This is a genomic window from Streptomyces sp. NPDC016851 (assembly GCF_055562795.1).
The window spans coordinates 95820-119895 of sequence record NZ_JBVHEP010000029.1 but is presented as its reverse complement, the minus strand read 5'-3'; the positions used below and the strand labels follow the sequence as shown (position 1 = coordinate 119895).

The following is a 24076-nucleotide window of genomic DNA, read 5'->3' as shown; positions in this document are numbered from 1 at the left end:
GCCGTAACCGGCACGCGAAACCCCTCGCGCCCGTCCCCCGCTCCCCTCCCCCACCCCGCCCGTTCCGCCTTCCCGTTCCTCCCTCCCCGCTGATCGCCCTAGGACGACGATGTCTCGACGGACAGGTGCCCGGCGCCGTCTCGGTTCCATACGCCTCTCCCTGGTGCTTGTGGCCCTGGTTCCCAGCGTCACCCTCGCCGCCATGTGGGGCGTGACGACCATCCAGATGTTCTCGGAGGGGCTACGGCTGCGCGACCAGACGGAGCTGAGCCGGTCGACCGGTGCCATGGGCACCGACACGACCCTCGCCCTCCAGCGGGAACGCAGCCTGTCGGCGGCCTGGCTGGCCTCGCCGCACGGCTCCCGGGCCGCCCTCGACAAACAGCGCGAGGAGACCGACGCGGCGGTCGGGAAGCTGGTCGGGCAGGCGGACGCGATCGAGGAGGCGCCCTCCCGCGTGTCGGACCGGCTGTACTCGGTGCTGGGCTCGGTGGGCAGCCTGGAGTACTACCGCGACCAGGTGGACGACCCGACCGACATCACCGCGCAGCAGGCGCTGGACCAGTACACCTCGATCATCGACGACCAGATCCACGCCTTCCAGGAGCTCTCCCAGGTCGACGACGGCGACCTCACCTCGCAGGCCGGTCCGCTGGTCGCCCTGGAGCACGCCGCGGAGCTGGTGTCCCGGGAGGACGCGCAGCTGACCCTGGCGTGGCCGTCCGGGCACCTCGACGACAAGGCCTGGACGCAGTTCACGGAGCTGGTGAACACCCGGCGCTGGCTCGTCCAGGACCAGGTCGTGCCCCAGCTGACCGGCAGCGCCAAGGCACAGACCGAGCGGATCCTGGCGAGCCCGGAGTGGCAGACGCTCCAGTCCATCGAGGACCAGGTGCTGGCGGCCCGCAACTCCGGTGCCGCCTCGGACCGGATCGCCCTGCCGGACGCCCAGAAGCGGTGGAACGCCGCCATGGACGAACTGTCCGCCCACTACGCGACTCTGATCCAGCGGCAGACGACCGGCCTGCTCGAACGCAGCGCCGACAAGGCGGACGCGCTGCTGATCAAGGCGGGGATCCTGAGCGCCGGCGGGCTGCTCGCGCTGCTGGTGTGCGTCGGCATGTCCTGGCGGATCACCCGCTCGCTGTCCCGGCGGCTGCGCGGACTGCGCCGGGCCGCCGTCAGCCTCGCGCAGGAACGGCTGCCCGACGTGGTGGCCCGCCTCGACCGGGGCGAGACGGTCGACCCGGAGTCCGCGACGACCCCGCTGGACTACGGGCACGACGAACTCGGCCAGGTGGCGCAGGCGTTCAACACCGCCCAGCGCACGGCCGTGCACACCGCGGTCGAACTCGCCGACACCCGGCGCGGCTTCCAGAAGGTCATCCTGGGCATCGCCCGGCAAAGCCAGAACCTGGTCAACCTCCAGCTCAGCAGGCTCGACACACTGGAACGCGAGCACACCGACCCCGACATCCTCAAAGGCCTGTACGAACTGGACTCCACGGCCAGCCAGTTGCGCCGCTACGAGGAGAACCTCGTCATCGTCAGCGGCGAACGGCCCGGCCGCAGCTGGACCGAGCCGGTCGCGCTGGCCGACATCCTGCGCAGCGCGGTCGGCGAGGTCGCCGAGTACCAGCGGGTGGAGGTGCACACCGACGAGGAGGTGTCCGTCGCGCCGCCCGCGGTGGCCGACGTCATCCACCTGCTGGCCGAGCTCATCGACAACGCGACCGCGTACTCGCCCGCCCCGAGCCCCGTCACGGTGCGGGCCGGGATGGTCGCCAAGGGCCTGGCCGTCGAGGTCGAGGACCGCGGCCTCGGCATGTCGGAGGAGGACTACGCGTCGTTCAACGAACAGCTCGCGGTGCCCCCGCAGTTCGACGTGGTGGCGCTCGCCGACGACCTGCGGCTCGGCATGTTCGTGATCGCCCAGCTGGCCCACCGGCACGGCATCACCGTCACCCTGCGCGCCTCGCCGTACGGCGGGACCACGGCGATCGTGCTGATACCGCACGACATCGTGGTGCGTGAGACCCCGGAGGCCGGTGCGCCGGGCGCCCGGGACGGCAAGGACACGGCCGGCGTGAACGGCCTGTCCGCCCTCGTCCGCCCGAGGGGGGCGGGCGACGGTCCGCGGGCCGATGGCGGCCCGGAGGACGGGCGGAGCCCGGCGGACGCCGAGAACGCCGGCAGCGCCACGGCCACCGCCGAGGAGCCGGAGGACGCACCGGGCACCACCGGGGCCGCCCGCGAGCCCCGGCCCTTCACATCGGCCCGGTCCGCCACCACCACCGCGGCCGCCACGGCCACAGCGCCCGCCGCGCCCGCCGCCCGCGAGGTCATCCCCCGCGGGGACGGTCTCGCCCCGCTCCCCCGCCGGGTGCCGCAGACCAGCCTGGTGGAGGAACTGCGCGAGGAGTCCGCGCCCGCCGAGGACGACGGCTCCCCCGACGACTTCACCGCGGAGGCGGCCGCCTCGTCCCTGGCCGGCTTCCAGCGCGGCACGCTCCGGGCCCGTGACGACGACACCGATCAGCCGTACGACGAGGAAGCGGCCGCACCACCCCGGCAGGCCGCCGCCGGCCCCGTCCCCTCGACTCCGCCCGCCGACCGCTGACGAAGGACACCGCAATGACACGCCCCATCCCCGCCACGCACACCCAGCTCGACCAGCTGCTGACCGGACTCGTGGAGCGGGTCGCCGACGTGAACCAGGCCGTGGTGCTGTCCGAGGACGGCCTGGTGGTCAGCAAGTCCACCGGATTCCTGCGCGACGACGCCGAGCGGCTCGCGGCGACCGCGTCCGGCCTGATGAGCCTCAGCAAGGGCGTCAGCATGGACTTCCGGGGCGGTCCGGTGCGCCAGGCGCTCATCGAGATGGCCAACAGCTATCTGATCCTCACCTCCGCGGGTCCCGGCGCGCACCTGGTCGTGCTCACCGGGCCGGGCGCGGACGTCGGTGTGGTGGCGTACCAGATGAACATGCTGGTGAAGAAGATCGGCGAGCACCTCAGCGCGGCACCGCGGGGCATGGCCGGTCCCGTCGTCGACCCCGGCGTGTGAGGTGGGAGGAGGCGACCCGGCGGGGCGGCTCGTACGGCCGTTCGCGCTGACCGGTGGCCGGACCCGGCCCAGCCGCGCCGACTTCACGCTCATCGCGACGGTGACCGCGGTCGATCCGCAGCCCACCGCGGCGGCCCGGTGCCAGCCCGAGCACACCCGGATCCTCCGGTTGTGCGCCGAGCCGCTGGCCGTGGCGGAGCTGGCCGCCCGGCTCGACCTGCCGGTGAGCGTGGTCGTCATCCTGCTCTGCGACCTGCTGGAGGCGGGCCGGATCACCGTCCGTCCGCCGCGCCTCGTCTCCCGTACCGCTCCGGACCTGGACCTGCTGAAGAAAGTGAGGGACGGCCTTGGCCGGCTCTGACGTCGCCACCGACGCGTCCTCGGCACCCGACACGGTCAAGATCCTCATCGCCGGCGGCTTCGGCGTGGGCAAGACCACCATGGTCGGGTCGGTCAGCGAGATCGCCCCGCTGCGCACCGAGGAACCCCTGACCATGGCCGGTCTGGGCGTCGACGACCTGGACGGTATCGAGGAGAAGCGGGCCACCACCGTGGCCCTGGACTTCGGCCGCATCACCATCAGCCGGGACCTGGTGCTGTACCTGTTCGGCACGCCGGGGCAGCAGCGGTTCTGGTTCATGTGGAACGACCTGGCCCTCGGCGCGCTCGGTGCCGTGGTCCTGGTCGACGTCCGCAGACCCGAGTCCAGCTTCGCCGCGATCGACTTCTTCGAACGCCGGGGCATCCCGTTCGTCGTCGGGGTCAACGGCTTCCACGGCGAACACCCGTATCCGCCCGAGGACATCCGGGACGCCCTCGCGGTGCCGGAGCACGTGCGGGTGCTGCTGTGCGACGCGCGGGAGAGGGAGTCGTGCCGGGACGTGCTGATCGCCCTGATCGACCAGCTGATCGCGACGGCGGTGCAGGCCTGAGCCAGGCGGTGCGAGCCCGCGGCCGGCGGTGTCTCAGCCCCGGCCGGGTGTGGGCCCGGGCCACTCGGTGTACGGCACCGGGCGGCCCGTGAACGCGTCCAGGACGACGCGGCCGCCCACCGGCCGGTCCAGCTTCACCGTCACCTTCTCGCCACGCAGCTCACCCGTGCAGGGGCCGTCGTCGGTGCCGGTCACGGCGGCGGACAGTACGACGCTGCTGCGCGTCTGAAGCGCCGTCACGACGGGGCCGTCGTCGCAGGATCCGTGGTGCGCCACCACGGTGACGGACCGGCCGTCCCGCGCCACCGCCGTCAGGCCGCCGAGCGGCGCCAGCACGTCCGTGGGGACGTCCGGCCCGAGCGGCGCGATGGGCGGCGCGGGCAGCTCCGAGGGGTTCACGGCGGCCGTCTTCAGGGGAGCGGCATAGCCCTTCAGGGTGAACAGCCAGGCCGGGACGGTCGCCGGCCCGCGACCGGTGAGCACGGTCATCTCCCCCAACTCGGCCTTGGTGACGGCCAGCCGGGGACCGGGGCCACTGTTACGGTCCAGGGTCCGGTAGGCCCGCTCGGCCGGCACGAGGGGCCTGGTGAGCGAGCCCCCTTCCTGCCACGTCACCCGGCCGCTCTTGCCCCGGGCGGAAGGGAGCGGCGCCTTCAGGTCGAAGGTGCCGGTCGCGTACGCGCGCCGGTCGGCGTCGTTGCGGAGGCCGCCCGCGGGCAGTTGGACGACCGATGCGATGGGGTGGTAGCCCGCGCGCCACTGCGCGGCCGCCCGGGAACCGTCCCAGGCTTGTGCGACCCGATGGGCGCGGTCCTTCGAGCGCGGGGACGGCGCGGGATCGGTGCGGCCGGCTTCCGCCGTGCCGCACCCCGCGGCGGCACCGGCTCCGGCGGTGGACAGGGCGAGGACGAGGAGGAGACGGGCGGCGCGGGTCATGTCGGTACGCATGACGCTCCCAGGGGTTCGCGGTGACCGGGGATGGTTCCGTCCCTGTGACGCCCCACCCCCGGCCCGCGTTCGATCCGCTCGGGATCGGGCCAGACCGTTATCGCACCGTGACGATCAGCCGGCTCAGACCAGGCCCGCCGACTTCAGCCACGCCTTGGCCACGTCCAGCGGGTCCTTCTTCTCCAGCTGCACCTGAGCGTCCAGTTCCAGGAGTGCCTTCGTGTCGAGCTTGGCCGAGACCGCGTCGAGCGCCGCGGCTCCCTCCTTGGACAGCTCGCCCTTGCGGACCAGCGGCTGCACGTTCTGGAAGCCGAAGAGGTTCTCCGGGTCCTTCAGGACGACGAACTTGTCCCGCGCGATGGTCGGGTCGGTGGTGAAGAGGTCCGCGGCCTGCACGGTGTTCTTCCTCAGCGCCGTCTGGGTCAGCGGCCCGCCCGCGTCGAGGGACTTGAAGGACTTGAACTCCAGGCCGTACACCGACTTCAGGCCCACCAGGCCCTGGTGCCGGGTCTGGAACTCCGGGGAGCCCCCGAACACCAGGTCCTTGGCGACGTCCTTGAGCTCCCCGATGGAGGAGTCGGAGGTGAGCTTGTACTTCTTCGCGGTCTCCGCGTTGAGGGTCACGGAGTCCTTGTTCTGCGCGGCCGACGGCTTCAGCAGCTCCAGCTTGGGGTCGAGCTTGCCGTTGATCGCGGTCGTGGTCTCCTCGACCGTCTTCGGCTTGGCCTTGGAGTCGAGGTACGCCAGCAGGGAGCCGTTGTACTCCGGCAGCAGCGTGATGGCGCCGTTCTTCATCAGACCGTACGTGGTCTCACGGCTGCCGATGTTGGGCTTGTAAGTGACCTTGATGCCCTTGGCCTTGAGGGCCTCGCCGTAGATGTCGGCGAGCAGGATGCTCTCGGCGAAGTTGTTGGAGCCGACCACGACGGTGCCGCTCTCCGCTCCGCCGCCCTTGAGCGGGTCGTCGGAAGTGCCGCCGGAGGAACAGCCTCCGAGAAGAGCCGCCGCCGCGGCGAGCGCGACCGCGGCCGCGCGGGGGTGCCTGGTGATGGACCGGGTGCTGCTCTTCGCCGTAGTAATCACTCACTGATCCAAGCCAGCCGGGATTCGGTCAGTCAAGAGCAGCCTGGTTACCAATCGGCGTCGATGTGCGACAAACCACGGCAACCCGGCCTCTCATCCCCTGCGCACGCCCGGCGACACCGCGACCCGCGCCACGGCCCAGAACAGCGCGAGCGTGACCAGTGCCAGGACGGCCACCAGGGTCGCGCCGCCCACCACCTTCTCGTAGTTGCGCTGGTAGAGGCCGTCGACGATGTACCGCCCGAGGCCGCCGAGGCTGACGTAGGCGGCGATGGTCGCCGTCGACACGATCTGGATGGCCGCCGAGCGCAGGCCGCTCAGGATCAGCGGCAGCGCGACCGGCAGTTCGACCTGGAGGAGGATCCGGGACTCGTGCATGCCCATGCCGCGGGCGGCGTCCACCGGCGAGGGGTCGACGGAACGCATCGCCTCGTAGGTGGTGACCAGGATCGGCGGGACGGCGAGGACGACCAGCGGGATCATCACGGGCAGCATCCCGAACCCCAGCAGGGTCGTCATCAGCACCAGCAGGCCGAAACTGGGCAGGGCCCGCCCGGCGGTGGCGACCAGGGACAGGGCGTTCCCGCCGCGCCCGTAGTGGCCGGTGACCAGGCCGACCGGCAGTCCGATGGCGGCGGCGAGGGCGAGGGCCTCCAGGGTGTACTGCACGTGTTCCCCGAGGCGGACGGGGATACCGTCGTAACCCTGCCAGTGGGCGCTGTCGCTGAAGAAGGCGTTGACGAAGTTGAGTACGTTCACCGGGCTGCGTCCTTCAGGGCGGGCGCCTGCTTGCGGCCGGCCGTGCCACTGGGCATCCAGGGCGTCAGCAGCACGCGCACGAGGACGAGCAGGGCGTCGACGAGGATCGCCAGGAGGGCCGTGGTGATCACGGAGTTCCAGGTCAGTTCGGGCCTGTTGTAGATCTGCGCGTCGTGGAGCAGGTTGCCGAGCGCGCCCTGGTTGCCGATCAGCATGCCGACGCTGACGAGGGAGATGCTCGACACGGTCGCCACCCGCAGTCCGGCGATGATCGCCGGGACCGCGATCGGCAACTGCACCTGGAAGTACCGCCGTATCGGCCCGAAGCCCATGGCGGTGGCCGCGGACAGGGTCTCCTGGGGTACCGAGCGCACCCCGTCGACGATCGCCGGGACGAGCACCACCAGGCTGTACACCGCCAGCGGGATCATCACGGTGAGCTCGGTCTGCCCGGTGTAGTTGATGAGGACGACGAAGAACGCCAGCGACGGGACGGCGTACAGCACGGTCGTGACGCCGAGGACGGGCGGGTAGAGCCAGCGGAAGCGGATGCAGAGCTGGGCGATCGGCAGCGCCAGGAGCAGTCCGGCCGCGACCGGCAGCAGGGCCTCTCTCAAGTGCAGTCCGACCAGCCCGATCCAGCTGTGCTGGAGGTCGCTCGGCATGTCGAAGAAGTCGTGCAGGAAGTCGCTCATCCGGCGACCTTCTCGTCGTCGCGCCCCGCCGCGTGGGCGCTGCGGATCGCCTCGCCGATGGTCGCTTGCGAGACGACGCCGGTCACCCGCCCGCCGGTGTCCACGGCGACGGCCCAGCCGGTCGGCGACAGCACCGCGCAGTCGAGGGCGACCCGCAGCGAGTCGGTGCCGGGCACGAACGGCCGCCCGTAGGAGAGCAGTCGTTCCGGCCGGATGTCCCCCGCGACCAGGTCCCGCGGCTCGCCCCAGCCGAGGGGCCGGCCGTCCGCGTCGGTCACGAGGAGGTAGGGGGCGTCGGGGGCGTCGATCTGCTCGGCGGTGGCGTCGAGCGGGATCACCGGGTCGCTCGTCAACTCCAGCCGGGCCGACGGGAAGAAGGACAGGCGCCGGATGCCGCGGTCACCGCCGAGGAAGTCCTCGACGAAGGCGTCGGCGGGGCTGGACAGCAGCTCGGCCGGGGGCGCGTACTGGGCGAGGTGGCCGCCGGTGCGCATCACGGCGACCATCGTGCCGAGCTTGATCGCCTCGTCGATGTCATGAGTGACGAAGACGATGGTCTTGCCCAACTCGTCCTGGATGCGCAGCAGTTCGTCCTGGAGCCCCTTGCGCACCACCGGGTCGACCGCGGAGAACGGCTCGTCCATGAGCAGCACCGGCGGGTCGGCGGCCAGCGCCCGCGCCACGCCGACGCGCTGCTGCTGGCCGCCGGACAGCTGGTACGGGTACCGCTTGGCGAGCGCGGCGTCGAGCCCGACCCGCTCCATCAGCTCCGCGGCCCGCGCCCGGGCCTTCTGCTTGCCCCAGCCGAGCATGCGGGGCACGGTCGCGATGTTGTCGACGATCGTGCGGTGCTGGAAGAGGCCGGCGTTCTGGATGACGTAACCCATGGACCGGCGCAGGGTGGTGACGGGCTGCCGCTGGATGTCCTCGCCGTCGAGGAGGATCGTTCCCTCACTCGGTTCGACCATCCGGTTGATCATCCGCAGGGTGGTCGTCTTGCCGCAGCCCGACGGTCCGACGAGGACGGTGATCGAGCGGTCGGGTATCTCCAGTGAGAGCCGGTCGACCGCCACCGTGCCGTCCGGGTAGCGCTTGGTGACTGAATCGATCCGTATCAAGACGCCGGGCCCTTCGGGTTGGCGGAAGCTTTTGGCCATGGTCGTACGGGTTGTTGCCGGTCGAGTCTAGACGGCGGTCGTTTCCGGCCCCGGGGCGGCCGGAACCCCGGCCCCGGCCAGTGGCAGCCGCACGGTGAACACCGTCGCCCCCGGTTCGCTGTTCAGCTCGATGCGGCCGCCGTGGGCCCGGACCAGGGAGTGGGCGACCGCCAGGCCGAGGCCGCTGCCGCCGCGGTCGCGGCTGCGGGCCTTGTCGACGCGGTAGAAGCGGTCGAAGACACGCTCCTGGTCCTCGGGCGGGATGCCGGGGCCCGCGTCGGCGATCCGGACCAGGGCGGTGCCGGAGGCGACAACGACCTCCACGGACACCGGGGTTCCGGGCGGGGTGTGCACGGCGGCGTTGGCGAGGAGGTTGTCCAGGACCTGCCGGACGCGCTGCGGGTCCAGGCGCACCGTGAGCGCCGTCGGGCCGGCGGTCACCGTCAGCGGGTGGTCCGGCCGGCTGGCCCGGAAGGCGTCGGCGGCCTGCTGGACCAGCTCCACGAGGTCGGCGTCCTCGCACCGCAGCGGCGCCTCCACCTCCGCCGCGTCCAGCCGGGCGAGCAGCAGCAGGTCGTCCAGGAGGATGCCCATGCGGGCGGCCTCGGCGCGCAGCCGGGCCAGGTGCCGGTCGCGTTCCTCGGGGGCGTTGGCGGCGGCGTACTGGAAGAGGTCGGCGTATCCGCGCACCGACATCAGCGGGGTGCGCAGTTCGTGCGAGGCGTCGGCGACGAACCGGCGCAGCCGCTGCTCGGCCTCCGCGCGCACGGCGAGGGAGTCGTCGATGTGCTCCAGCATCGTGTTGAAGGCGGTGCGCAGCTCGTCCACCTCCGGGCCGCCGTCCCGGCCGTCGGCGCGCAGCGGCAGCCGGGCCGCCGACTCGGTCAGGTCGTGCGAGGTGATGCCGTGCGCGGTCGAGGCCATGTCGCTGAGCGGCTTCAGCCCGCGGCGCAGCATGCGGCGGCCGAAGACCACCAGCGCGAGCAGCGCCAGCGCGAAGGTGACGACCTGGATGGTGATGAGCTGCCCGACGGTGTCCTCGATGTCCTCCATGGGCGCGGCGCTCACCAGGACCACCCCGGGCTCGACCTCGCAGGCGCGCAGCCGGTAGGTGCCGGCGCCCCTGAGGTGCTCGGTGCGCAGCAGCTCCGTGTGCGCGGTGGTCTGCGCCGAGGCCAGGGCGGTGAAGTCGTCGACGTCCTCCGGCAGGTCGGCGGGGTCCTCGGGCCTGCGGAGCTCGGGCGTGCCGTGCGAGACGTCGTACACGGCGTAGAACCAGCTGTAGTACTTCTTGCCGGAGAGCGTGCCGTAGTCGGCGATGCTCTTGGACTGGGCGATCTGGGCCTGCGCCAGCTGGGTGTCGAGCTGCGCCGACAGGTAGTCGCGCATGTACGTGGTGAGGGCCGTGCCGACGACGGCGAAGACGACCAGCGACAGCGCGCCGAGGCCGAGGGCCAGCCGGGTGCCCAGGCGCATCCCGCGGTAGGCCCGCCGCAGCCGGGCGATCACTCGGAGGCCTGTCGCAGGACGTACCCGAATCCGCGCACGGTGTGGATCAGCGGCGCACCGCCGTCGTCCGTCTCGTCGAGCTTGCGGCGCAGCCGGCTGATGACCAGCTCGACGACGTTGGAGCGGCCGCCGAAGCCGTACTCCCACACGTGGTCGAGGATCTGCGCCTTGGTGAGCACGGTGGGCGACTTGCGCATCAGGTAGCGCAGCACCTCGTACTCGGTCGGGGTCAGCGACAGCAGCCTCTCGCCGCGCCGCACCTCGCGGGTGTCCTCGTCCATGGTCAGATCGCCGACCTGGAGCACGGACCGCTGGAAGGCGGGGCCGGCGCTGCGCCGCAGCACGGTGCGCAGCCGGGCCATCAGCTCCTCCACGGCGAACGGCTTGACCAGGTAGTCGTCGCCGCCCCGGGTCAGGCCCGCGACCCGGTCGGCGACGCCGTCGCGGGCGGTGAGGAACACCACCGGCACCATCGTGCCGGAGGCGCGCAGCCGGTCCAGGACGCCGAAGCCGTCGACGCCGGGCAGCATCAGGTCGAGCACCACGATGTCCGGGTGGAACTCGGCGGCCCGCTGCAGCGCGTCCTCGCCGGAGTACGCCGTGACCGCTTCCCAGCCCTCGTAGCGGGCGACGGTCGCGACGAGGTCGGCGATGGGCGGGTCGTCGTCGACGACGAGGAGTCGTACTTTTTCCACCCGCTCATAGTGCTTCACGTGTCCGGTGCCGCCATAGCCGCCCGAGCTTTCGCCGCCGGATCGATAAGTACTTGAAAGTTGGGCGACAGTATTCCGACAGCTCCCCCGCGACAAGCTCGGTGTCCCAGGATCCGATCAAGGAGCTGCCGATCGTGACGACCCTCCAGGAACGCCCCGCCGCGCCCCGCCCGGGGGTGCGCCCCAGAGTGGTGGGCCGCACCGGCCTGTACGCGGTGCTGGTGGCCAACGCGGTCGTGGTGACCGTCTTCTTCGTCCAGGCCGGTTTCGCCTCGAACACGCTGATCGTGCTGGGGCGGCTGGCGGGGCTGTACGGGGCGCTGCTCATGGCGTTCCAGCTGCTGCTGGTGGCGCGGCTGCCGTGGTTCGACCGGCGGATCGGCATGGACCGGCTGACGTCCTGGCACCGCTGGACGGGCTTCTCGGTGCTGTGGCTGCTGCTGGCGCACGCCGTGTTCATCGTCTTCGGCTACGCCCAGTCCTCGTCCCTGGACCCGGTGAACCAGCTGGTGGATCTCGCCGAGACCGTCGAGGGCGTGCTGCGCGCGATCACCGCCCTGGCCGTCATCATCGTGGTCGGCGCGGTCTCGGCCCGCTCCGCCCGGCGCCGGCTGGCGTACGAGACCTGGCACTTCATCCACCTGTACACCTACGTCGCGGTGGTGCTGGCGTTCACGCACCAGGTCGCGGCGGGTACGTCGTTCACCTCGTCGTCCGTGGCGCGGACGTACTGGTACGCCGTGTGGGGCGTGGCCCTCGCCGCGGTGTTCACGGGCCGGCTGCTGCTCCCGCTGTGGCGCAACCTCCGCCACCGGCTCCGGGTCACGGCCGTCGTCCCCGAGAACGACGACGTGGTCTCGGTCTACATCACCGGCCGCGACCTGGACCGGCTGCCCGCCCGCGCCGGACAGTTCTTCCTGTGGCGGTTCCTGACGAAGGACCGCTGGTGGCAGGCCAACCCGTTCTCGCTGTCCGCCGCGCCGGACGGCCGTACGCTCCGGCTGACCGTGAAGCGGGCGGGCGACGGCAGCGCGGCCCTACGGCACCTGAAGGTCGGCACGCGGGTGTTCGCCGAGGGCCCCTACGGCGCCTTCACCACCCTGCACCGCACCCGCCCGGACGCCCTGCTCATCGCCGGCGGCGTCGGTGTCACCCCGATCCGCGCCCTGCTGGAGGAACTGCACGGCCACGCGGTCGTGATCTACCGGGTGGCCACCGACCAGGACGCCGTCCTCTACGACGAACTGCGCGAGCTGGCGCTCGCCAAGGGGGCCGAGCTGCACCTGGTCACCGGGCCGGCCCTGCCCGACCGGCTGGCGCCGCAGGAGCTGGCGCGTCTGGTCCCGGACATCACCGGCCGGGACGTGTACCTGTGCGGCCCGCCGCCGATGATGAACGCGGTGCTCGGCAGCCTGCGCGAGCTGGGCGTGCCCCGGACGCAGACCCACTTCGAGCGCTTCAGCCTGGCCGGATGACGAGGAGAGATTCGTGAAGCGAGCCATACCCGTCCTCGTCCTGAGCGTCGCCGGCCTGATCCCGGTCTGGAGGTACGCGCCGTCATCCGACACCGGGTCGTCGTCCGCCTCGCAGGCCGCCGCGCCCGCGTCGACGCCCTCGGTCTCCTCGTCGGGCGGCACCACGACGACGGTCGTGTCCGGGTCGACGATCGACACCGAGAAGGGCCCGGTGCAGGTCGAGGTCACGTTCGACGGCGACGAGATCGCCTCGGTGCGGATGCTCCGGCAACCGAACCATCCGCAGACCACGGCCGCCGTGCCCAAGCTGATCGAGGAGACGCTCCAGGCGCAGAGCGCCGACATCGACACGGTGTCCGGTGCCACGATCACCAGCGACGGCTACAGGGAGTCGCTCCAGGCCGCGATCGACGCGAGGGGCTGACGGCATGCGGCGCGTCGAGCACGTCATGGGCTTCCCGGTGTCGGTACGGATCGACGACGAGGGCTTCCCCGAGGCGCCGGTGGACGGCTTCTTCGCCTGGCTGCGCGAGGTCGACGCACGGTTCAGCCCGTTCCGCCCGGACAGCGAGGTGTCCCGGCTGGGCCGGGGCGAGGTCGCGGCCCCCGGCCCGGCGCTCCGCGAGGTCCTGGACCTGTGCGAGGAGTACCGGATCGCGACCGGGGGCGCCTTCGACGTCCGGCTGCCCGGCCGCGGCCTCGACCCCTGCGCCGTGGTGAAGGGCTGGTCGGTGCAGAAGGGAGCGGAGCTGCTGGCGGCGGCCGGGGCGCGGCGGTTCTGCCTCAACGCGGGCGGCGACGTGCTCGCCTGCGGCGGCCCCTGGCGCGTCGGCGTACGCCACCCCGAACACGCCGACCGGCTCTGCACGGTCCTGGACCTCACGGACCGGGCCGTCGCGACCTCCGCCCGCTACGAACGCGGCGACCACATCCTCGACGCCCGCACCGGCCGCCCGGCGACGGGCCTGATCAGCATGACCGTCGTGGCCCCGACCCTGACCGAGGCGGACACGGTCGCGACAGCGGCGTTCGCCCTGGGCGCCCAGGGCGTCGCGTGGGCGGCGGCCCGCGAGAACTGCGAGGTGTTCGCGGTGGACGCGCACAGGCGCGTGCTCCGGAGCCCGGGGTTTCCGGTGGCCGGGGCGGGGTCCGTCGCGGCGTAGGAATCCACGTCGACAAGGATCGGGGCTCCTCGAGAACTCATAGGCACCGCTTATAAGGGAGATCCGCTTTGCGTCTTGGACGCCCCGCGGACCGCCTTGCTGCAATCGACGCATGACGACGAACCACCGCATTGCCCTGATCCCCGGCGACGGCATCGGCGCCGAGGTACTGCCCCCGGCACAGCAGGTGCTGGATGTTCTCGGCCGCCGCCACGGCTTCAGCCTGTCCTACACGTCGTACGACTGGTCGTGCGAGCGGTACCTGCGGGAGGGCGCCATGATGCCCGCCGACGGGATCGACCAGTTGCGCGACAAGGACGCGATCCTGCTGGGCGCGGTGGGATACCCGGGGGTGCCCGACCACGAGTCGCTGTGGGGGCTGCTGATCCCGATCCGGCGCAGCTTCCGCCAGTACGTCAACCTCCGGCCCGTCCGGGTCTTCGAAGGCATCGACAGTCCGGTGCGCGGCGCACGGCCGGGCGAGGTCGATTTCGTCGTCGTGCGCGAGAACATGGAAGGCGAGTACAGCGAGGTCGGCGGCCGGCTCAACCGCGGCTTCCCGGACGAGATCGCCGTGCAGGAGGCCGTGTTCACCCGGGCCGGCGTCACCCGCCTGCTGGACTACGCCTTCACGCTCGCCTCCCGGCGCGGCGGCCGCCTGACCTCCGCGACCAAGTCGAACGGCATCGTGCACACCATGCCGTTCTGGGACCAGCTCGTCGCCGAGCGGGCCGCCTCGTTCCCGCAGGTCGCCTGGGGCCAGGAGCACATCGACGCGCTCGCCGCCAAGTTCGTCCTCGAACCGGCCCGCTTCGACGTCGTCGTCGCCTCCAACCTCTTCGGCGACATCCTCAGCGACCTCGCGGCCGCGGTCGCCGGTTCCATCGGCATCGCCCCGGCGGCCAACCTCAACCCCGAGCGGGACTTCCCCTCGATGTTCGAGCCGGTGCACGGCTCCGCGCCCGACATCGCGGGCCAGGGCATCGCCAACCCGCTGGGCGCGATCTGGTCCGCGGCCATGATGCTCGACCACCTCGGCCATCCCGCCGCGGCCAGGGACATCACGGACGCGATCGCCTCGGTCCTGGCCAAGACCGACGCCCGCACCCGCGACCTGGGCGGAACCGCGACCACCGCCGAATTCACCGACAAGCTGATCGAGCTGCTCTGACAGACCGTCTCAAAAAGGCCCCAAGACGGAACACCGTGTGTGTTGACCTGCACGTTTCCCGGGCCGAAAGTAAGCGCCATCCCCAGCGGGACGCGCCAGGGCCGACCACCACCCAGACCGCACCATCGAAAGGAGCGACCGCATGCGCATCCCGAAGCGCGTCGCCGTGATCGGCGCCGGCACCATGGGCAGCCAGGCCATGTGGCGACTGGCCGCCCGCGGAGCCGAGGTCATCGGCTACGACCGGTATGCCCCGGGTCACGACCGTGGCGCGGCCGGGGGCGAGAGCCGCATCTTCCGCGCCGTGCACCTCGGTGAGCCCGGCTACATTCCGCTGCTGGGACTCGCCGACCGGATGTGGGAGGAGCTCCAGGCGGAGACGGGCCGGTCACTGCGACGCCGCAGCGGCTGCCTGGTGATGGGCGAGGCCGCATCACCGGCGATGCGCCTCCTCGTCTCTTCCAGTGCCACCCATGGTCTGGAGCACGAGGTACTGGACGGGGAGGAACTCGCCCGCCGCTACCCGCAGCACCGTCTCCCGGACGGGCACACCGCCGTCCTCGACCGTGAGGGCGCGATCATCAGGCCCGAGGCGTCGGTCCAGGCGGCGGCCGCCCGCGCCGAACAGCTGGGCGCCCGGCTGCACCGCTACACCCCGGTGCGGGAGATCGTCCCCGCGGCGGGCGGCGGGGTGCACGTCGTCACCGACCAGGGCACGGACCACGTCGACACCGCCGTGGTGACCGTGGGCCCCTGGATCAACACCCTGCTCCCGGACCTGCCGCGGAGCATCGACGTCCGCCGGGTGGTCTGCTCCTGGCACCTGCCCACCCGCCACGACTGGTTCGCGGGCGGGGCTCCTCCCTTCGTGCGCGCCACTCCCCACGACTGCTTCGGGATCCCGTCGCCCGACGGCATCTCCGTCAAGCTCGGCCTCTCCTTCGCACGCCATCTGCCGGTGCCGGAGCCCGAACGGCTCGACCGTACGGTCCGCCCCGAAGAACTCGGCATCTTCCATGAGCTCATCGCCGAGCTGATGCCCGACCTGAACCCCGACCCCATCAGGACGTCGGCCTACATGGAGGGCTACACGGAGTCCGGAAACCCGCTCGTCGGTCATCTCCCCGGCGAGGACGACATCATCGTCATGGCCGGATTCTCCGGCAGCGGCTTCAAACTCTCGCCGGCCATGGGCGAGATCGCCGCCGACCTGGCACTCGACGGCACCACGGAACACCCCATCGACTTCCTCGCACCGGCAGGAGTCGCCGCCGCCTGACCCTCGGCATCGCCGACGACATCGCCCCCGGCAAGGACAGGAGCATCCTCATGCCCATTCCCTCGTTTCAGTTCCGCCCGAAGTACGTCTCGTTCGACTGTTACGGCACGTTGATCGAGTGGCCGATGACCCCCATCACGCGGGAGCTCGTCGGCGACCAGATCCCCGCCGAGCACTGGGACCAGTTCGTCCGGGAGTTCCGCGGCTACCGCTACGACCAGGTGCGCGGCGAGTACTACCCCTACGAGCAGGTCCTGCAGGACGCCTTCGAGCGCGTCTGCCGCAAGTGGGGCGTGAAGGCGGCTCCGGACGCGGGCCGGCGGTTCGCCGACGGCGTGCGCAGTTGGGGCCCCCACCCGGACGTGGTGGAGCCTCTGAAGAAGATGGCCGAGCACTACAAGCTGGTGATCCTCTCCAACGCCGGCGACTCCTTCCTCGCGGAGAGCGTGCCCCGGCTCGGCGCGGAGTTTCACGCGGTCCTCACCGCGGAGCAGGCCGGCTACTACAAGCCCCGCTACGCCGCGTTCGAGTACATGCTCGAGAAGCTCGACGCCTCGCCCGAGGACTTCGTGCACGTCTCCTCGCACACCCGCTACGACCTGATGCCGATGCACGACATGGGCTTCCGCAACCTCGTCCTCCTCGACCGCGGCTGCGACCCCGTGACCCACGGCTACGACTACGTGACGGTGAAGTCCCTGGACGAGCTCAACACCATGCTCGGCATCTGACACTCCCGACTTGCTCCGTTCGCCGTTCCCATAACCAGTAGAGGAAAAGCATGTCGCTCCTGAAGACCATCGACACCGATCCCTCCTTCGCACCCCGCGAGTCCGGCCCGCTGCCGGAGCGCCTGATCTCCGGCGACCCGACGTACAAGACCTGGGCCCAGGACGCCGCCCGCGGGGAAATGATCAATACCGGTGTCTGGGAAGCCACGCCCGGGGAGACGCGCTCGATCAAGGGCGAGATCTTCGAGTTCTGCCACATCCTTTCCGGCGTCATCGAAATCACGCCGGAAGGTGGCGAGCCGGTGGTCTACAAGGCAGGCGACAGCTTTGTCATGAAGCCGGGCTTCGTCGGTGTCTGGAAGACCGTCGAAACCGTGCGCAAGATCTACCTGACCGTGTCGTAACGCCGATACCGCAAGGCGGGCGAGGGGACCGGGCGGCTGCCGCCCGGTCCCCTCCGTACTCACCGGGCGGGCATGGAGATCCGCCGGGCGACGACCCCGGCCGCGACGAGCCCGGCGATGGCCAGGAGGCTGCTGGCGAGGAACGGGTCGGTGCCGTCCAGGGCGGGAGCGAAACCGACGCCGACGTAGAGCGTGACACCGGTGGAACCGCCCAGTTGGTCGGCGGCCCGCTGGACGCCGGAGGCGATGCCGGCGTCGTCATCGGTCACTCCGGTCACCGCGACGTACTGCAGCCCGACGAGTCCGAACCCCATCCCGGCGGCGATGAGCATCATGGCGGGAACCATCGCCGGACCGCCGGCCCCGAGGGAGGAGACCAGGGCGATGGCCGCCATCGCCAGCCCGGTGAAGCCGATGCCGGCCAGGACACAGGCCCGGGCACCCCATCGACCGAGCAGCCGGGGAACCAGCACCGAGGCCGCGATCAGGGACACCGCCAGAGGCAGCATCGTCACACCGGCCCGGAGCGGGCCGGCCCCCAGCCGGTCCTGCAGGTAGTAGGTGAACAGCAGGAACGACGTCGACAGTGCCGCGCTCAGCAGAGCGGTGGCGAGGTTGGCCAGGACGCGCGGCCGGTTGCGGAAGAACCGCAGCGGCACGAGCGGGTTCGGTGAACGGCGCTCGGCCCTGATGAACAGGACGGCGGCCGCTGCCGCGCCGGCCAGCGCCACCGGCGGCAGCCAGGGCAGCGTGCCGTCCGCCTCCCCCGCCTCGACGACACCGAGGGTGAACAGCAGCGGGGCCGCGACCAGCAGGAACGCACCGGGCAGGTCCAGGGGAGTGGACCCGGCGGGCCGTTCGTTCGGCACGAGGACGACCACTGCGGTGAGGACGACCAGGATGAAGGGTACGGACACCAGGAAGATCCACCGCCAGCCGAGCAGCTCGGTGAGGATCCCGGAGACCACGAACCCGAGGACGAGGCCGCAGCTCGCGACGGCCGCCCACACGCTCAGCGCCCGCGACCTGCGCGGCCCCTCGGGGAACATGAGCACGATCACCGCCATCGCCGCCGGAAGCGCGATCGCTTCCCCGGCGCCCTGCAGCAGCCGGGCCGTCACCAGCACGGCGAAGGTCGGCGCGAGCCCGGCCAGCACGGACGCGGCGCCGAAGAGAGCGGTGCCGAGCAGGAGGATGCGGCGCCTGCCGAGCACGTCGCCCAGCCGGCCGCCGAGCATCAGCAGCCCGCCGCCGGTGATCGTGTACCCGACGACGACCCAGGTCAGCGCGTGACCGTCCACGTCGAAGTCGGCGCCGATCGACGGCAGGGCGACATTGACCACGGTCACGTCGACCGCGATGAAGAACTGCAGCATGGCCATGCAGCACAGCACCAGCCACGCACGCACCGGGGACGACGCGTCCCCGCGCGAAAGGAGAATGCCTGAAAACACCGAGTGCTCCGTTGCCCAGAAGAAGTTCCGAGCAGCACGCACGTGCCGCTCCGGTCAACCACGGAGCGACGACGCGTTCAGCAGACGTGAGACGAACGCCCCGCCGCTAGCGGAGCGTCCTCGTCACCGCGGCGCAAGCCGCGCACGAAGCACCAGACATACCACCGATGTTACCGAAGCCGGCGGCGGAAACGGCGTGGGGGACGGCACCCGGCCGGTCAGCTGTCCGGCAACGCCTCCAGGAACCCCGGTGGCGGTACGAAGAACAGGGTGCCGGTGACGGCCCGTGAGTAGTCCAGCAGCGGGTCGGGGCCCGCGTCCGGGCCGCCGAGGAACATCCTGCGCAGCATCGTCTCGGGTATGGCGGGTGTGCGCGCGTAGGCCACGAAGTACGTGCCGAACTCCCCGTGTCCGGGCCTGCCGAAGGGCATCGCCGACCGCAGGATCTTCTGCTCCGAGCCGTCCGGGCCGAGGACGGTGTTGACGTCCTTGTGCGAACCGGGCGCGTCGAGTTCGAGGTTGGTGAGCTTGGTGCGGCCTATCACCTTCTCCTGCGCCTCGACGGCGAGGGCCTCCCAGGCGTCCACGTCGTGCAGGTACTTCTGCACGAGCGCGTAACTGCCGCCGCGGAAGCCGGGGTCCTCCTCGCCGACCAGTGCCGCGTCGGCCGCCGCCGGGCCGACGGGGTTCTCGGTGCCGTCGACGAAGCCGAGGACGTTGCGCGAGTCGAAGTACGAGAACGCCTGGGTCTCGTCCCGCACGGTGATCGTGCCGCGCAGCCGCCGCACGAGTTCGGCGGCGAGCGCGAAGCACAGGTCGGTGCGCGCGGCCTTGATGTGGAAGAACAGGTCACCGGGCGTGGCCGGGGCGTGGTGCCGGTGCCCGGCCAGCTCGCGGAACGGGTGCAGCGCGGCGGGCCGCGGGCCGCCGAACAGCGGGTCCCAGGCCCGGGACCCGATCCCGGCGACGCAGCCCAGACCGCCGTCGGGGCTGGGGAAGCCGACGGACCGCACCAGGCCCGCGAGGGAGCCCAGCACCTCCCGCACGACGGCTTCCCCGCCGGGGTCGATCGTGGCGACCAGGAACACCGCGACCGACGCCGGCGGGTTCAGCACCGGCTGCGGCAGCGTCTCTCCCGAGGGCAGCGGTGACGTCATGGCATCTCATCCCTTCGGCCGGCCGACACGGCCCGCCCGCTCCCCCTCCGGGGCGGCGCGGCCCACGCCCCTGACACGATGCCCGGCGAACAGGCGGCCGGAACTTTCCGGCCGGAAGCGATGGTTGCTAGACCGGATTGACCGGTTCTTCCCGCAGCACCTTCACGTCCCACGGCCCGAGCGGCACCGACTCGCCGTACACGGTGTCCGACAGCACGTCCCGCAGGGCGATGGGCACCGGCACGGAGACCTCCTCCCACGACCAGTTGTGCAGGAAGCGCACGCGGCGACCGTCCCGCGCGGTCGCCGAGGTGGCCGTGACGCTCGGGTGGCCGGGGCGACATGCGCCCTCCGGCGCGTACCGGTCGAACAGGGCCCGGGCGAAGACGGGGTCGGGGACGGTGCCGACGTAGGTGACGCGCCCGGCGCCGTGGCGGTGCGTGGTGACCGCGGGCCAGCGTCCGAAGTGGGGGTGCACGTAGGCCGCGAGCGTCTCGGCGCCCTGTGGCCGCAGCCCGTCCGCCCAGTGCAGGGCGTGCGCGTCGGCCGGGAGCGGGAGGGACTCCGTGCCGGTGACGGGCAGCGGGTCCCCCAGGTTGCTGAACTCGTCGTACGTCACCCCGGCCGCCTCGGCCAGCCCGCCTGGCTGGAGGCCGGTGCGGGCCCTGGCCTCGGTGTCGCCGTAGCCGGTGCGGGGGCCGAGCACGAGATGGCCGCCGGCCTCGGCGTAGGCGCGGAGCCGGTCCAGGACGGTGTCGTCGGCCGCGTAGTAGGCGGGGACGACCAGGAGGGGCGGCAGATCGACGTCCGGGAGCTGCCCGGGGTGCAGCACGCGCGCCTGGAGGCCCGCGTCGAAGACGCCGCGGTAGAAGGCGTCGAAGATCCTCTCGTACGACCGCCCGTCCGGACCTCCATCGGCACCGGCCAGCGGCGGCTGGCCCTGCAGTGCCCACTTGCTGGGCCCGTCGTAGAGGAAGGCCACGTCCGCGTCCGGGGTGAGGGACGCGACGAGGTCGCCGGCCTCCTCCAACTCAGCTCCCAGCGCGGCCAGTTCGCGGTAGACGCGGCCGGGTCGCCCGTTGTGCGGGAGGATGCCGCCCCAGTAGGTCTCGGTGCCGAAGTGCAGGGTGTGCCAGTGCCAGTACTCGATCATCGAGGCGCCTCGGGAGATCAGCGCCCAGGCCGCCTGCCGCCACTGGCCGTCGTAGGCCGGGCGGTTGTCCCACGGCCCGCTGATGGCCTGCGCGTTGGTCTCGGTGACCAGGAACGGCTCCTGCCGTGAGGAGTACATGCGGTCGGCGCTGCGGTACAGCGCCCAGGTGCCGTTGGTCGTCCAGTCCTGCCCGGCCGCGCCGGTGTCGGGCAGGGCGAGGGCGTCCTGCATCGTGTAGTACGGGTTGCCGGCGGTGACGTCGAGGCGGTCGGTGAGCCGGTCGTCCTCGACGCCCTGGCGGTCGTAGGAGATGCAGGTCGTGACGAACTGGCCGGGGCGGGCGTACTCGCGGACGATGTCGGCCTGCCAGGCGATGAACTCGGTGGTGAGCCGGGCCTGGAAGCGCCGCCACGCCAGGTCGTACTGCGGCTGGGCGTTGCCGTCCGGGGTCCACAGGTCGGCCCAGGTGGACAGCCGGTGCGACCAGTAGACCAGGCCCCATGCGCGGTTGAGGGTCTCCACGTCGCCGTACTTCTCGCGCAGTTCGTCGGTGAAGCGCTGGAAGACGCCGTGGTTGTGGAAGAGGTGCAGCCCGGGCTCGTTGTCGACCTGCCAGCCGATGACGGCCGGGTGCCCGGCGTAGCGTTCGGCGACCTTGCGGATGATCCGCTCGGCGTGGAAGCGGAACGCCGGGTGGGTGAAGTCGACCTCCTGCCGGGCGCCCCAGCCGATGCGCTCGCCGGTGCGGTGCTCCCCCGCGATCTCCGGGTACTGCCGGGCCAGCCAGGGCGGTACCGCGTACGTGGGCGTTCCGAGGATGACCGAGATGCCCCGCTCGTGGGCGCCGTCCAGGACCGGCTGGAGCCAGTCGAGGTCGAAGCGGCCGTTCTCGGGCTCCCAGGTGGACCAGACGGACTCACCGACCCGGATCACCGAGAAGCGGGCCTCGGCCATCAGGTCGAGGTCGTCCTTGAGGCGTTCGTACGGCTGGTACTCGTGGTAGTAGGCGGCACCGAACAGGACGCGTGGGGGCAGCTCGAACATGCTTCTCCTCAAGTGGGTTGATGATGTGTCAGCCCTTGACCGCGCCCGTGGACAGGCCTTCGAGGAGCTGTTTGCGCAGCAGCACGAAGAGGGCGACGGCGGGCAGGACGGCGAGGACGGCTCCGGCGAGCACGAGGTCGTACTGCCGTTGCTCCGACACGAACAGGGTCTGCAGGCCCAGCGGCAGGGTGTACTGGGAGCTGTCCGAGACCAGCACCAGCGGCCACAGGAAGCTGTTGTAGCTCTGGAGGAACTGCCAGACGGCCAGGGCGCCCAGCGCGGGCCGCAGCAGGGGCAGCACGATGGTCCGGAAGATGCCGAACTCGCTCGCCCCGTCGATCCGGGCGGCCTCCAGCACCGAGTCCGGGATGGACTGCACGATGTACTGCTGCATCATGAAGATCCCGAACGCGGGTGCCACCCAGGGCACGATCAGCGCGAACCACGGGCTGCCGAGCCCGGTCTTGACGAGGATCACGAACAGCGGCACGAGGATCACCGCGAACGGGATCGACAGCGAGCTGAACATGACGTTGAACAGCAGTCGCCTGCCCGCGAAGCGGAACTTGGCGAAGCCGTAGCCGGCGAGCGCGCACACGAAGACGGACACGGTGGTGGCGACGACGGCGACGACCGTGCTCATCAGGAACCAGCGGCCGAAGGGCTGGTCGGTGAGCAGGGTGCGGTAATCGTCGAGGGTGAACGGGTCGGGGACGAGCCTCGGCGGGTAGCCGAAGATCTCGCCGCGCGGCTTGAACGAGCCGCTCAGCGCCCACAGCAGCGGGGCGAGGAAGCCCAGGAGCAGCAGGACCAGGGCGCCGTAGAGAGGTATGCGGGTGCGGGTCATCAGGCGGCCCTCCCGATGCCGAGGAGGCGGTTGAAGAGCCGACTGAGGCCGAAGACGAGGACGAAGAGGACGACGGCCGCGGCGACCGCGTAGCCGAACTGCTGGCGCTGGAAGGCCGCCCGGTAGATGAACATGGTCACGGACAGGGTGGATTCGGCCGGTCCGCCGCCGGTCAGCAGGTAGGGCTCCTCGAAGATCTGGGCCGCGCCGATGAAGGACCGCGCAGCAGGGCGCGGCGGGTCGGAGGGCTGGGGGGCATGGGCGTGTACACACGTGACTCCTCACGTGGTGCGGCTACGGGCGGGGGTGCACGGGGCCCTGGTCGCGTACCGGCCCGGTGGAGGCCCGTACGGTCAGCTCGACGGCCCGGCCGGGTTGTTCGGCCGGGGCGGGGCGGCCCTCGATCAGGGCGATCAGTACGTCGACGGCGCGGTCGGCGACGGCGGCGAAGTTCTGCCGGACGGTGGTCAGCGGCGGGAAGAGGTAGGTGGCGGCGGGGATGTCGTCGTAGCCGACGACACTCACGTCGCCGGGGACGGCGCGGCCCGCGTCGGCGAACGCGCGCAGGGCGCCGATGGCCATGTCGTCGTTGGCGGCGAACACGGCTGTGACGTCGGAAAGTTCGGCGAGCTGCCGTGCGGCGGCGTAGCCGGAGGCCGGGCTCCAGTCGCCCGGTGACGGCAGGGGCGGTTCGGGTGCGCCGGCGGCGGCGAGGGCCTCGCGCCAGCCGCGCAGGCGGTCGCGGGCGGCCCACCAGTCCTGCGGGCCGGGCAGGTGCCAGACGGTGCGGTGGCCCAGGGAGAGCAGGTGCTCGGTGGCGAGCCGGGCCGCCGCGACCCCGTCGGCGCCGACCACGGCACTCGTGCCGGGCGTCAGTTCCACGCCCTCGCCGAGGCTGACCACCGGCAGTTCGGCGCTCAGTTGGAGCGGCGTGCCGTCGTCGATGGGCTCGGACAGCACGATGCCGTCCACGCCCTGTTCCAGCAGCGCGTCCACGGCGGCAGAGACTTTCTGCCCTTCCAGGGTGCTGGCCAGGGCGACGGAGTAGCCGGCGCGCTGCATCGCCCGCTCCAGGGCTATGAGCAGGGTCGAGGGGCCGTAGAGCGAACTGCCCAGCGAGACCACGCCGATCCGGCGGTAGCGGCCGAGGAGCAGGGCCCTGGCGGCGGTGTTGGGACGGTAGTCCAGGTCGCGGACGGCCCTGAGGACGCGGTCGCGTACCTCGGGGCTGACGTGCGGTTCGCCGTTGACGACCCGCGAGACGGTCTTCTGCGACACCCCGGCGGCCCGTGCGACCTCGGTCATCCCGGGGCCACGCCGCCGGCGCCCACCCGCA

Annotated in this window: 24 protein-coding genes; 11 read left to right on the top strand and 13 right to left on the bottom strand. The window is 71.6% G+C overall.

Annotated elements, in window-relative coordinates; genetic code table 11:
• The first annotated feature begins 109 nt into the window (after nt 1–109).
• Genes ACZ3I3_RS35115 through ACZ3I3_RS35100 form a run of 4 tightly spaced genes read left to right on the top strand, consistent with a single transcriptional unit; the run spans nt 110 to nt 3998 of the window.
• Nucleotides 110–2620: a sensor histidine kinase gene (locus tag ACZ3I3_RS35115; protein ID WP_467371730.1), complete on the top strand. Its 2511-nt coding sequence runs from the start codon at nt 110–112 to the stop codon at nt 2618–2620.
• A 14-nt stretch (nt 2621–2634) separates the two neighbouring features.
• The gene (locus ACZ3I3_RS35110; protein ID WP_020271575.1) at nt 2635–3066 is read left to right on the top strand and encodes a roadblock/LC7 domain-containing protein; all 432 of its coding nucleotides are present in this window, start codon (nt 2635–2637) and stop codon (nt 3064–3066) included.
• A 1-nt stretch (nt 3067) separates the two neighbouring features.
• Nucleotides 3068–3427, top strand: a complete 360-nt coding sequence (locus ACZ3I3_RS35105; protein ID WP_467371727.1) for a DUF742 domain-containing protein — start codon at nt 3068–3070, stop codon at nt 3425–3427.
• Nucleotides 3414–3998: a GTP-binding protein gene (locus ACZ3I3_RS35100; protein ID WP_467371725.1), complete on the top strand. Its 585-nt coding sequence runs from the start codon at nt 3414–3416 to the stop codon at nt 3996–3998. Before ACZ3I3_RS35105 ends, ACZ3I3_RS35100 begins: the two co-directional genes overlap by 14 nt.
• A 33-nt stretch (nt 3999–4031) precedes the next feature.
• Here the strand turns inward: ACZ3I3_RS35100 and ACZ3I3_RS35095 are convergent, their stop codons facing one another.
• The 7 genes from ACZ3I3_RS35095 to ACZ3I3_RS35065 form a co-directional block, all read right to left on the bottom strand.
• Nucleotides 4032–4946: a hypothetical protein gene (locus ACZ3I3_RS35095; RefSeq protein WP_467371723.1), complete on the bottom strand. Its 915-nt coding sequence runs from the start codon at nt 4944–4946 to the stop codon at nt 4032–4034.
• A 123-nt stretch (nt 4947–5069) separates the two neighbouring features.
• Nucleotides 5070–6029, bottom strand: a complete 960-nt coding sequence (locus tag ACZ3I3_RS35090; RefSeq protein ID WP_467371721.1) for an ABC transporter substrate-binding protein — start codon at nt 6027–6029, stop codon at nt 5070–5072.
• Between the two features lie 93 nt (nt 6030–6122).
• Complete coding sequence (locus ACZ3I3_RS35085) at nt 6123–6788, bottom strand: ABC transporter permease (protein WP_467371719.1); 666 nt, start codon at nt 6786–6788, stop codon at nt 6123–6125.
• Complete coding sequence (locus ACZ3I3_RS35080; protein ID WP_467371752.1) at nt 6785–7471, bottom strand: ABC transporter permease; 687 nt, start codon at nt 7469–7471, stop codon at nt 6785–6787. Before ACZ3I3_RS35080 ends, ACZ3I3_RS35085 begins: the two co-directional genes overlap by 4 nt.
• Before the next feature lie 8 nt (nt 7472–7479).
• Nucleotides 7480–8601, bottom strand: a complete 1122-nt coding sequence (locus ACZ3I3_RS35075; RefSeq protein WP_467371716.1) for an ABC transporter ATP-binding protein — start codon at nt 8599–8601, stop codon at nt 7480–7482.
• 66 nt (nt 8602–8667) lie between these two features.
• Nucleotides 8668–10149: a sensor histidine kinase gene (locus tag ACZ3I3_RS35070; RefSeq protein ID WP_467371714.1), complete on the bottom strand. Its 1482-nt coding sequence runs from the start codon at nt 10147–10149 to the stop codon at nt 8668–8670.
• The gene (locus ACZ3I3_RS35065; protein ID WP_467371712.1) at nt 10146–10844 is read right to left on the bottom strand and encodes a response regulator transcription factor; all 699 of its coding nucleotides are present in this window, start codon (nt 10842–10844) and stop codon (nt 10146–10148) included. Before ACZ3I3_RS35065 ends, ACZ3I3_RS35070 begins: the two co-directional genes overlap by 4 nt.
• A gap of 152 nt (nt 10845–10996) precedes the next feature.
• Between ACZ3I3_RS35065 and ACZ3I3_RS35060 the strand changes: the two genes are divergently transcribed.
• The 7 genes from ACZ3I3_RS35060 (at nt 10997) to ACZ3I3_RS35030 (ending at nt 17085) form a co-directional block, all read left to right on the top strand.
• The gene (locus ACZ3I3_RS35060; protein ID WP_467371710.1) at nt 10997–12337 is read left to right on the top strand and encodes a ferredoxin reductase family protein; all 1341 of its coding nucleotides are present in this window, start codon (nt 10997–10999) and stop codon (nt 12335–12337) included.
• A 13-nt stretch (nt 12338–12350) separates the two neighbouring features.
• Entirely contained in the window at nt 12351–12761 is a 411-nt protein-coding gene (locus ACZ3I3_RS35055) for an FMN-binding protein (protein ID WP_467371708.1), read from the top strand.
• A gap of 4 nt (nt 12762–12765) precedes the next feature.
• Nucleotides 12766–13500 carry an FAD:protein FMN transferase gene (locus ACZ3I3_RS35050; RefSeq protein ID WP_467371706.1) on the top strand — a complete coding sequence of 245 codons (735 nt, stop codon included), beginning with the start codon at nt 12766–12768 and terminating at the stop codon, nt 13498–13500.
• Between the two features lie 112 nt (nt 13501–13612).
• Entirely contained in the window at nt 13613–14671 is a 1059-nt protein-coding gene (locus ACZ3I3_RS35045; protein WP_467371704.1) for a tartrate dehydrogenase, read from the top strand.
• A gap of 142 nt (nt 14672–14813) precedes the next feature.
• Nucleotides 14814–15950, top strand: coding sequence for an N-methyl-L-tryptophan oxidase (solA, locus tag ACZ3I3_RS35040; protein WP_467371702.1), 1137 nt, complete (start codon nt 14814–14816; stop codon nt 15948–15950).
• 50 nt (nt 15951–16000) lie between these two features.
• Nucleotides 16001–16681, top strand: coding sequence for a haloacid dehalogenase type II (locus tag ACZ3I3_RS35035; protein WP_467371700.1), 681 nt, complete (start codon nt 16001–16003; stop codon nt 16679–16681).
• A 50-nt stretch (nt 16682–16731) separates the two neighbouring features.
• Nucleotides 16732–17085, top strand: a complete 354-nt coding sequence (locus ACZ3I3_RS35030) for a cupin domain-containing protein (protein ID WP_467371698.1) — start codon at nt 16732–16734, stop codon at nt 17083–17085.
• 59 nt (nt 17086–17144) lie between these two features.
• Here the strand turns inward: ACZ3I3_RS35030 and ACZ3I3_RS35025 are convergent, their stop codons facing one another.
• From ACZ3I3_RS35025 to ACZ3I3_RS35000, 6 genes are all read right to left on the bottom strand, one after another.
• Nucleotides 17145–18467: an MFS transporter gene (locus tag ACZ3I3_RS35025; protein ID WP_467371696.1), complete on the bottom strand. Its 1323-nt coding sequence runs from the start codon at nt 18465–18467 to the stop codon at nt 17145–17147.
• A gap of 290 nt (nt 18468–18757) precedes the next feature.
• The gene (locus tag ACZ3I3_RS35020) at nt 18758–19696 is read right to left on the bottom strand and encodes a Dyp-type peroxidase (RefSeq protein ID WP_467371694.1); all 939 of its coding nucleotides are present in this window, start codon (nt 19694–19696) and stop codon (nt 18758–18760) included.
• A gap of 127 nt (nt 19697–19823) precedes the next feature.
• Entirely contained in the window at nt 19824–21893 is a 2070-nt protein-coding gene (locus ACZ3I3_RS35015) for a beta-galactosidase (protein WP_467371692.1), read from the bottom strand.
• Nucleotides 21894–21921: 28 nt separating this feature from the next.
• The gene (locus ACZ3I3_RS35010; protein ID WP_467371690.1) at nt 21922–22740 is read right to left on the bottom strand and encodes a carbohydrate ABC transporter permease; all 819 of its coding nucleotides are present in this window, start codon (nt 22738–22740) and stop codon (nt 21922–21924) included.
• Nucleotides 22740–22880, bottom strand: a complete 141-nt coding sequence (locus ACZ3I3_RS35005; protein WP_467371688.1) for a hypothetical protein — start codon at nt 22878–22880, stop codon at nt 22740–22742. Before ACZ3I3_RS35005 ends, ACZ3I3_RS35010 begins: the two co-directional genes overlap by 1 nt.
• A gap of 154 nt (nt 22881–23034) precedes the next feature.
• A complete protein-coding gene (locus ACZ3I3_RS35000) occupies nt 23035–24045 on the bottom strand; it encodes a LacI family DNA-binding transcriptional regulator (RefSeq protein ID WP_467371750.1) in 1011 nt (336 codons plus the stop codon).
• Between the last annotated feature and the right edge of the window lie 31 nt (nt 24046–24076).

Excerpts from the sequence above, each read along its gene's own strand:
- ACZ3I3_RS35115 (WP_467371730.1), top strand. The coding sequence starts at position 110 with ATGTCTCGACGGACAGGTGCCCGGCGCCGTCTCGGTTCCATACGCCTC.
- ACZ3I3_RS35110 (WP_020271575.1), top strand. The coding sequence starts at position 2,635 with ATGACACGCCCCATCCCCGCCACGCACACCCAGCTCGACCAGCTGCTG.
- ACZ3I3_RS35095 (WP_467371723.1), bottom strand. The coding sequence starts at position 4,946 with ATGCGTACCGACATGACCCGCGCCGCCCGTCTCCTCCTCGTCCTCGCC.
- ACZ3I3_RS35050 (WP_467371706.1), top strand. The coding sequence starts at position 12,766 with ATGCGGCGCGTCGAGCACGTCATGGGCTTCCCGGTGTCGGTACGGATC.
- ACZ3I3_RS35045 (WP_467371704.1), top strand. The coding sequence starts at position 13,613 with ATGACGACGAACCACCGCATTGCCCTGATCCCCGGCGACGGCATCGGC.
- solA (WP_467371702.1), top strand. The coding sequence starts at position 14,814 with ATGCGCATCCCGAAGCGCGTCGCCGTGATCGGCGCCGGCACCATGGGC.
- ACZ3I3_RS35035 (WP_467371700.1), top strand. The coding sequence starts at position 16,001 with ATGCCCATTCCCTCGTTTCAGTTCCGCCCGAAGTACGTCTCGTTCGAC.
- ACZ3I3_RS35030 (WP_467371698.1), top strand. The coding sequence starts at position 16,732 with ATGTCGCTCCTGAAGACCATCGACACCGATCCCTCCTTCGCACCCCGC.
- ACZ3I3_RS35025 (WP_467371696.1), bottom strand. The coding sequence starts at position 18,467 with ATGGCCATGCTGCAGTTCTTCATCGCGGTCGACGTGACCGTGGTCAAT.
- ACZ3I3_RS35020 (WP_467371694.1), bottom strand. The coding sequence starts at position 19,696 with ATGACGTCACCGCTGCCCTCGGGAGAGACGCTGCCGCAGCCGGTGCTG.
- ACZ3I3_RS35015 (WP_467371692.1), bottom strand. The coding sequence starts at position 21,893 with ATGTTCGAGCTGCCCCCACGCGTCCTGTTCGGTGCCGCCTACTACCAC.
- ACZ3I3_RS35010 (WP_467371690.1), bottom strand. The coding sequence starts at position 22,740 with ATGACCCGCACCCGCATACCTCTCTACGGCGCCCTGGTCCTGCTGCTC.
- ACZ3I3_RS35000 (WP_467371750.1), bottom strand. The coding sequence starts at position 24,045 with ATGACCGAGGTCGCACGGGCCGCCGGGGTGTCGCAGAAGACCGTCTCG.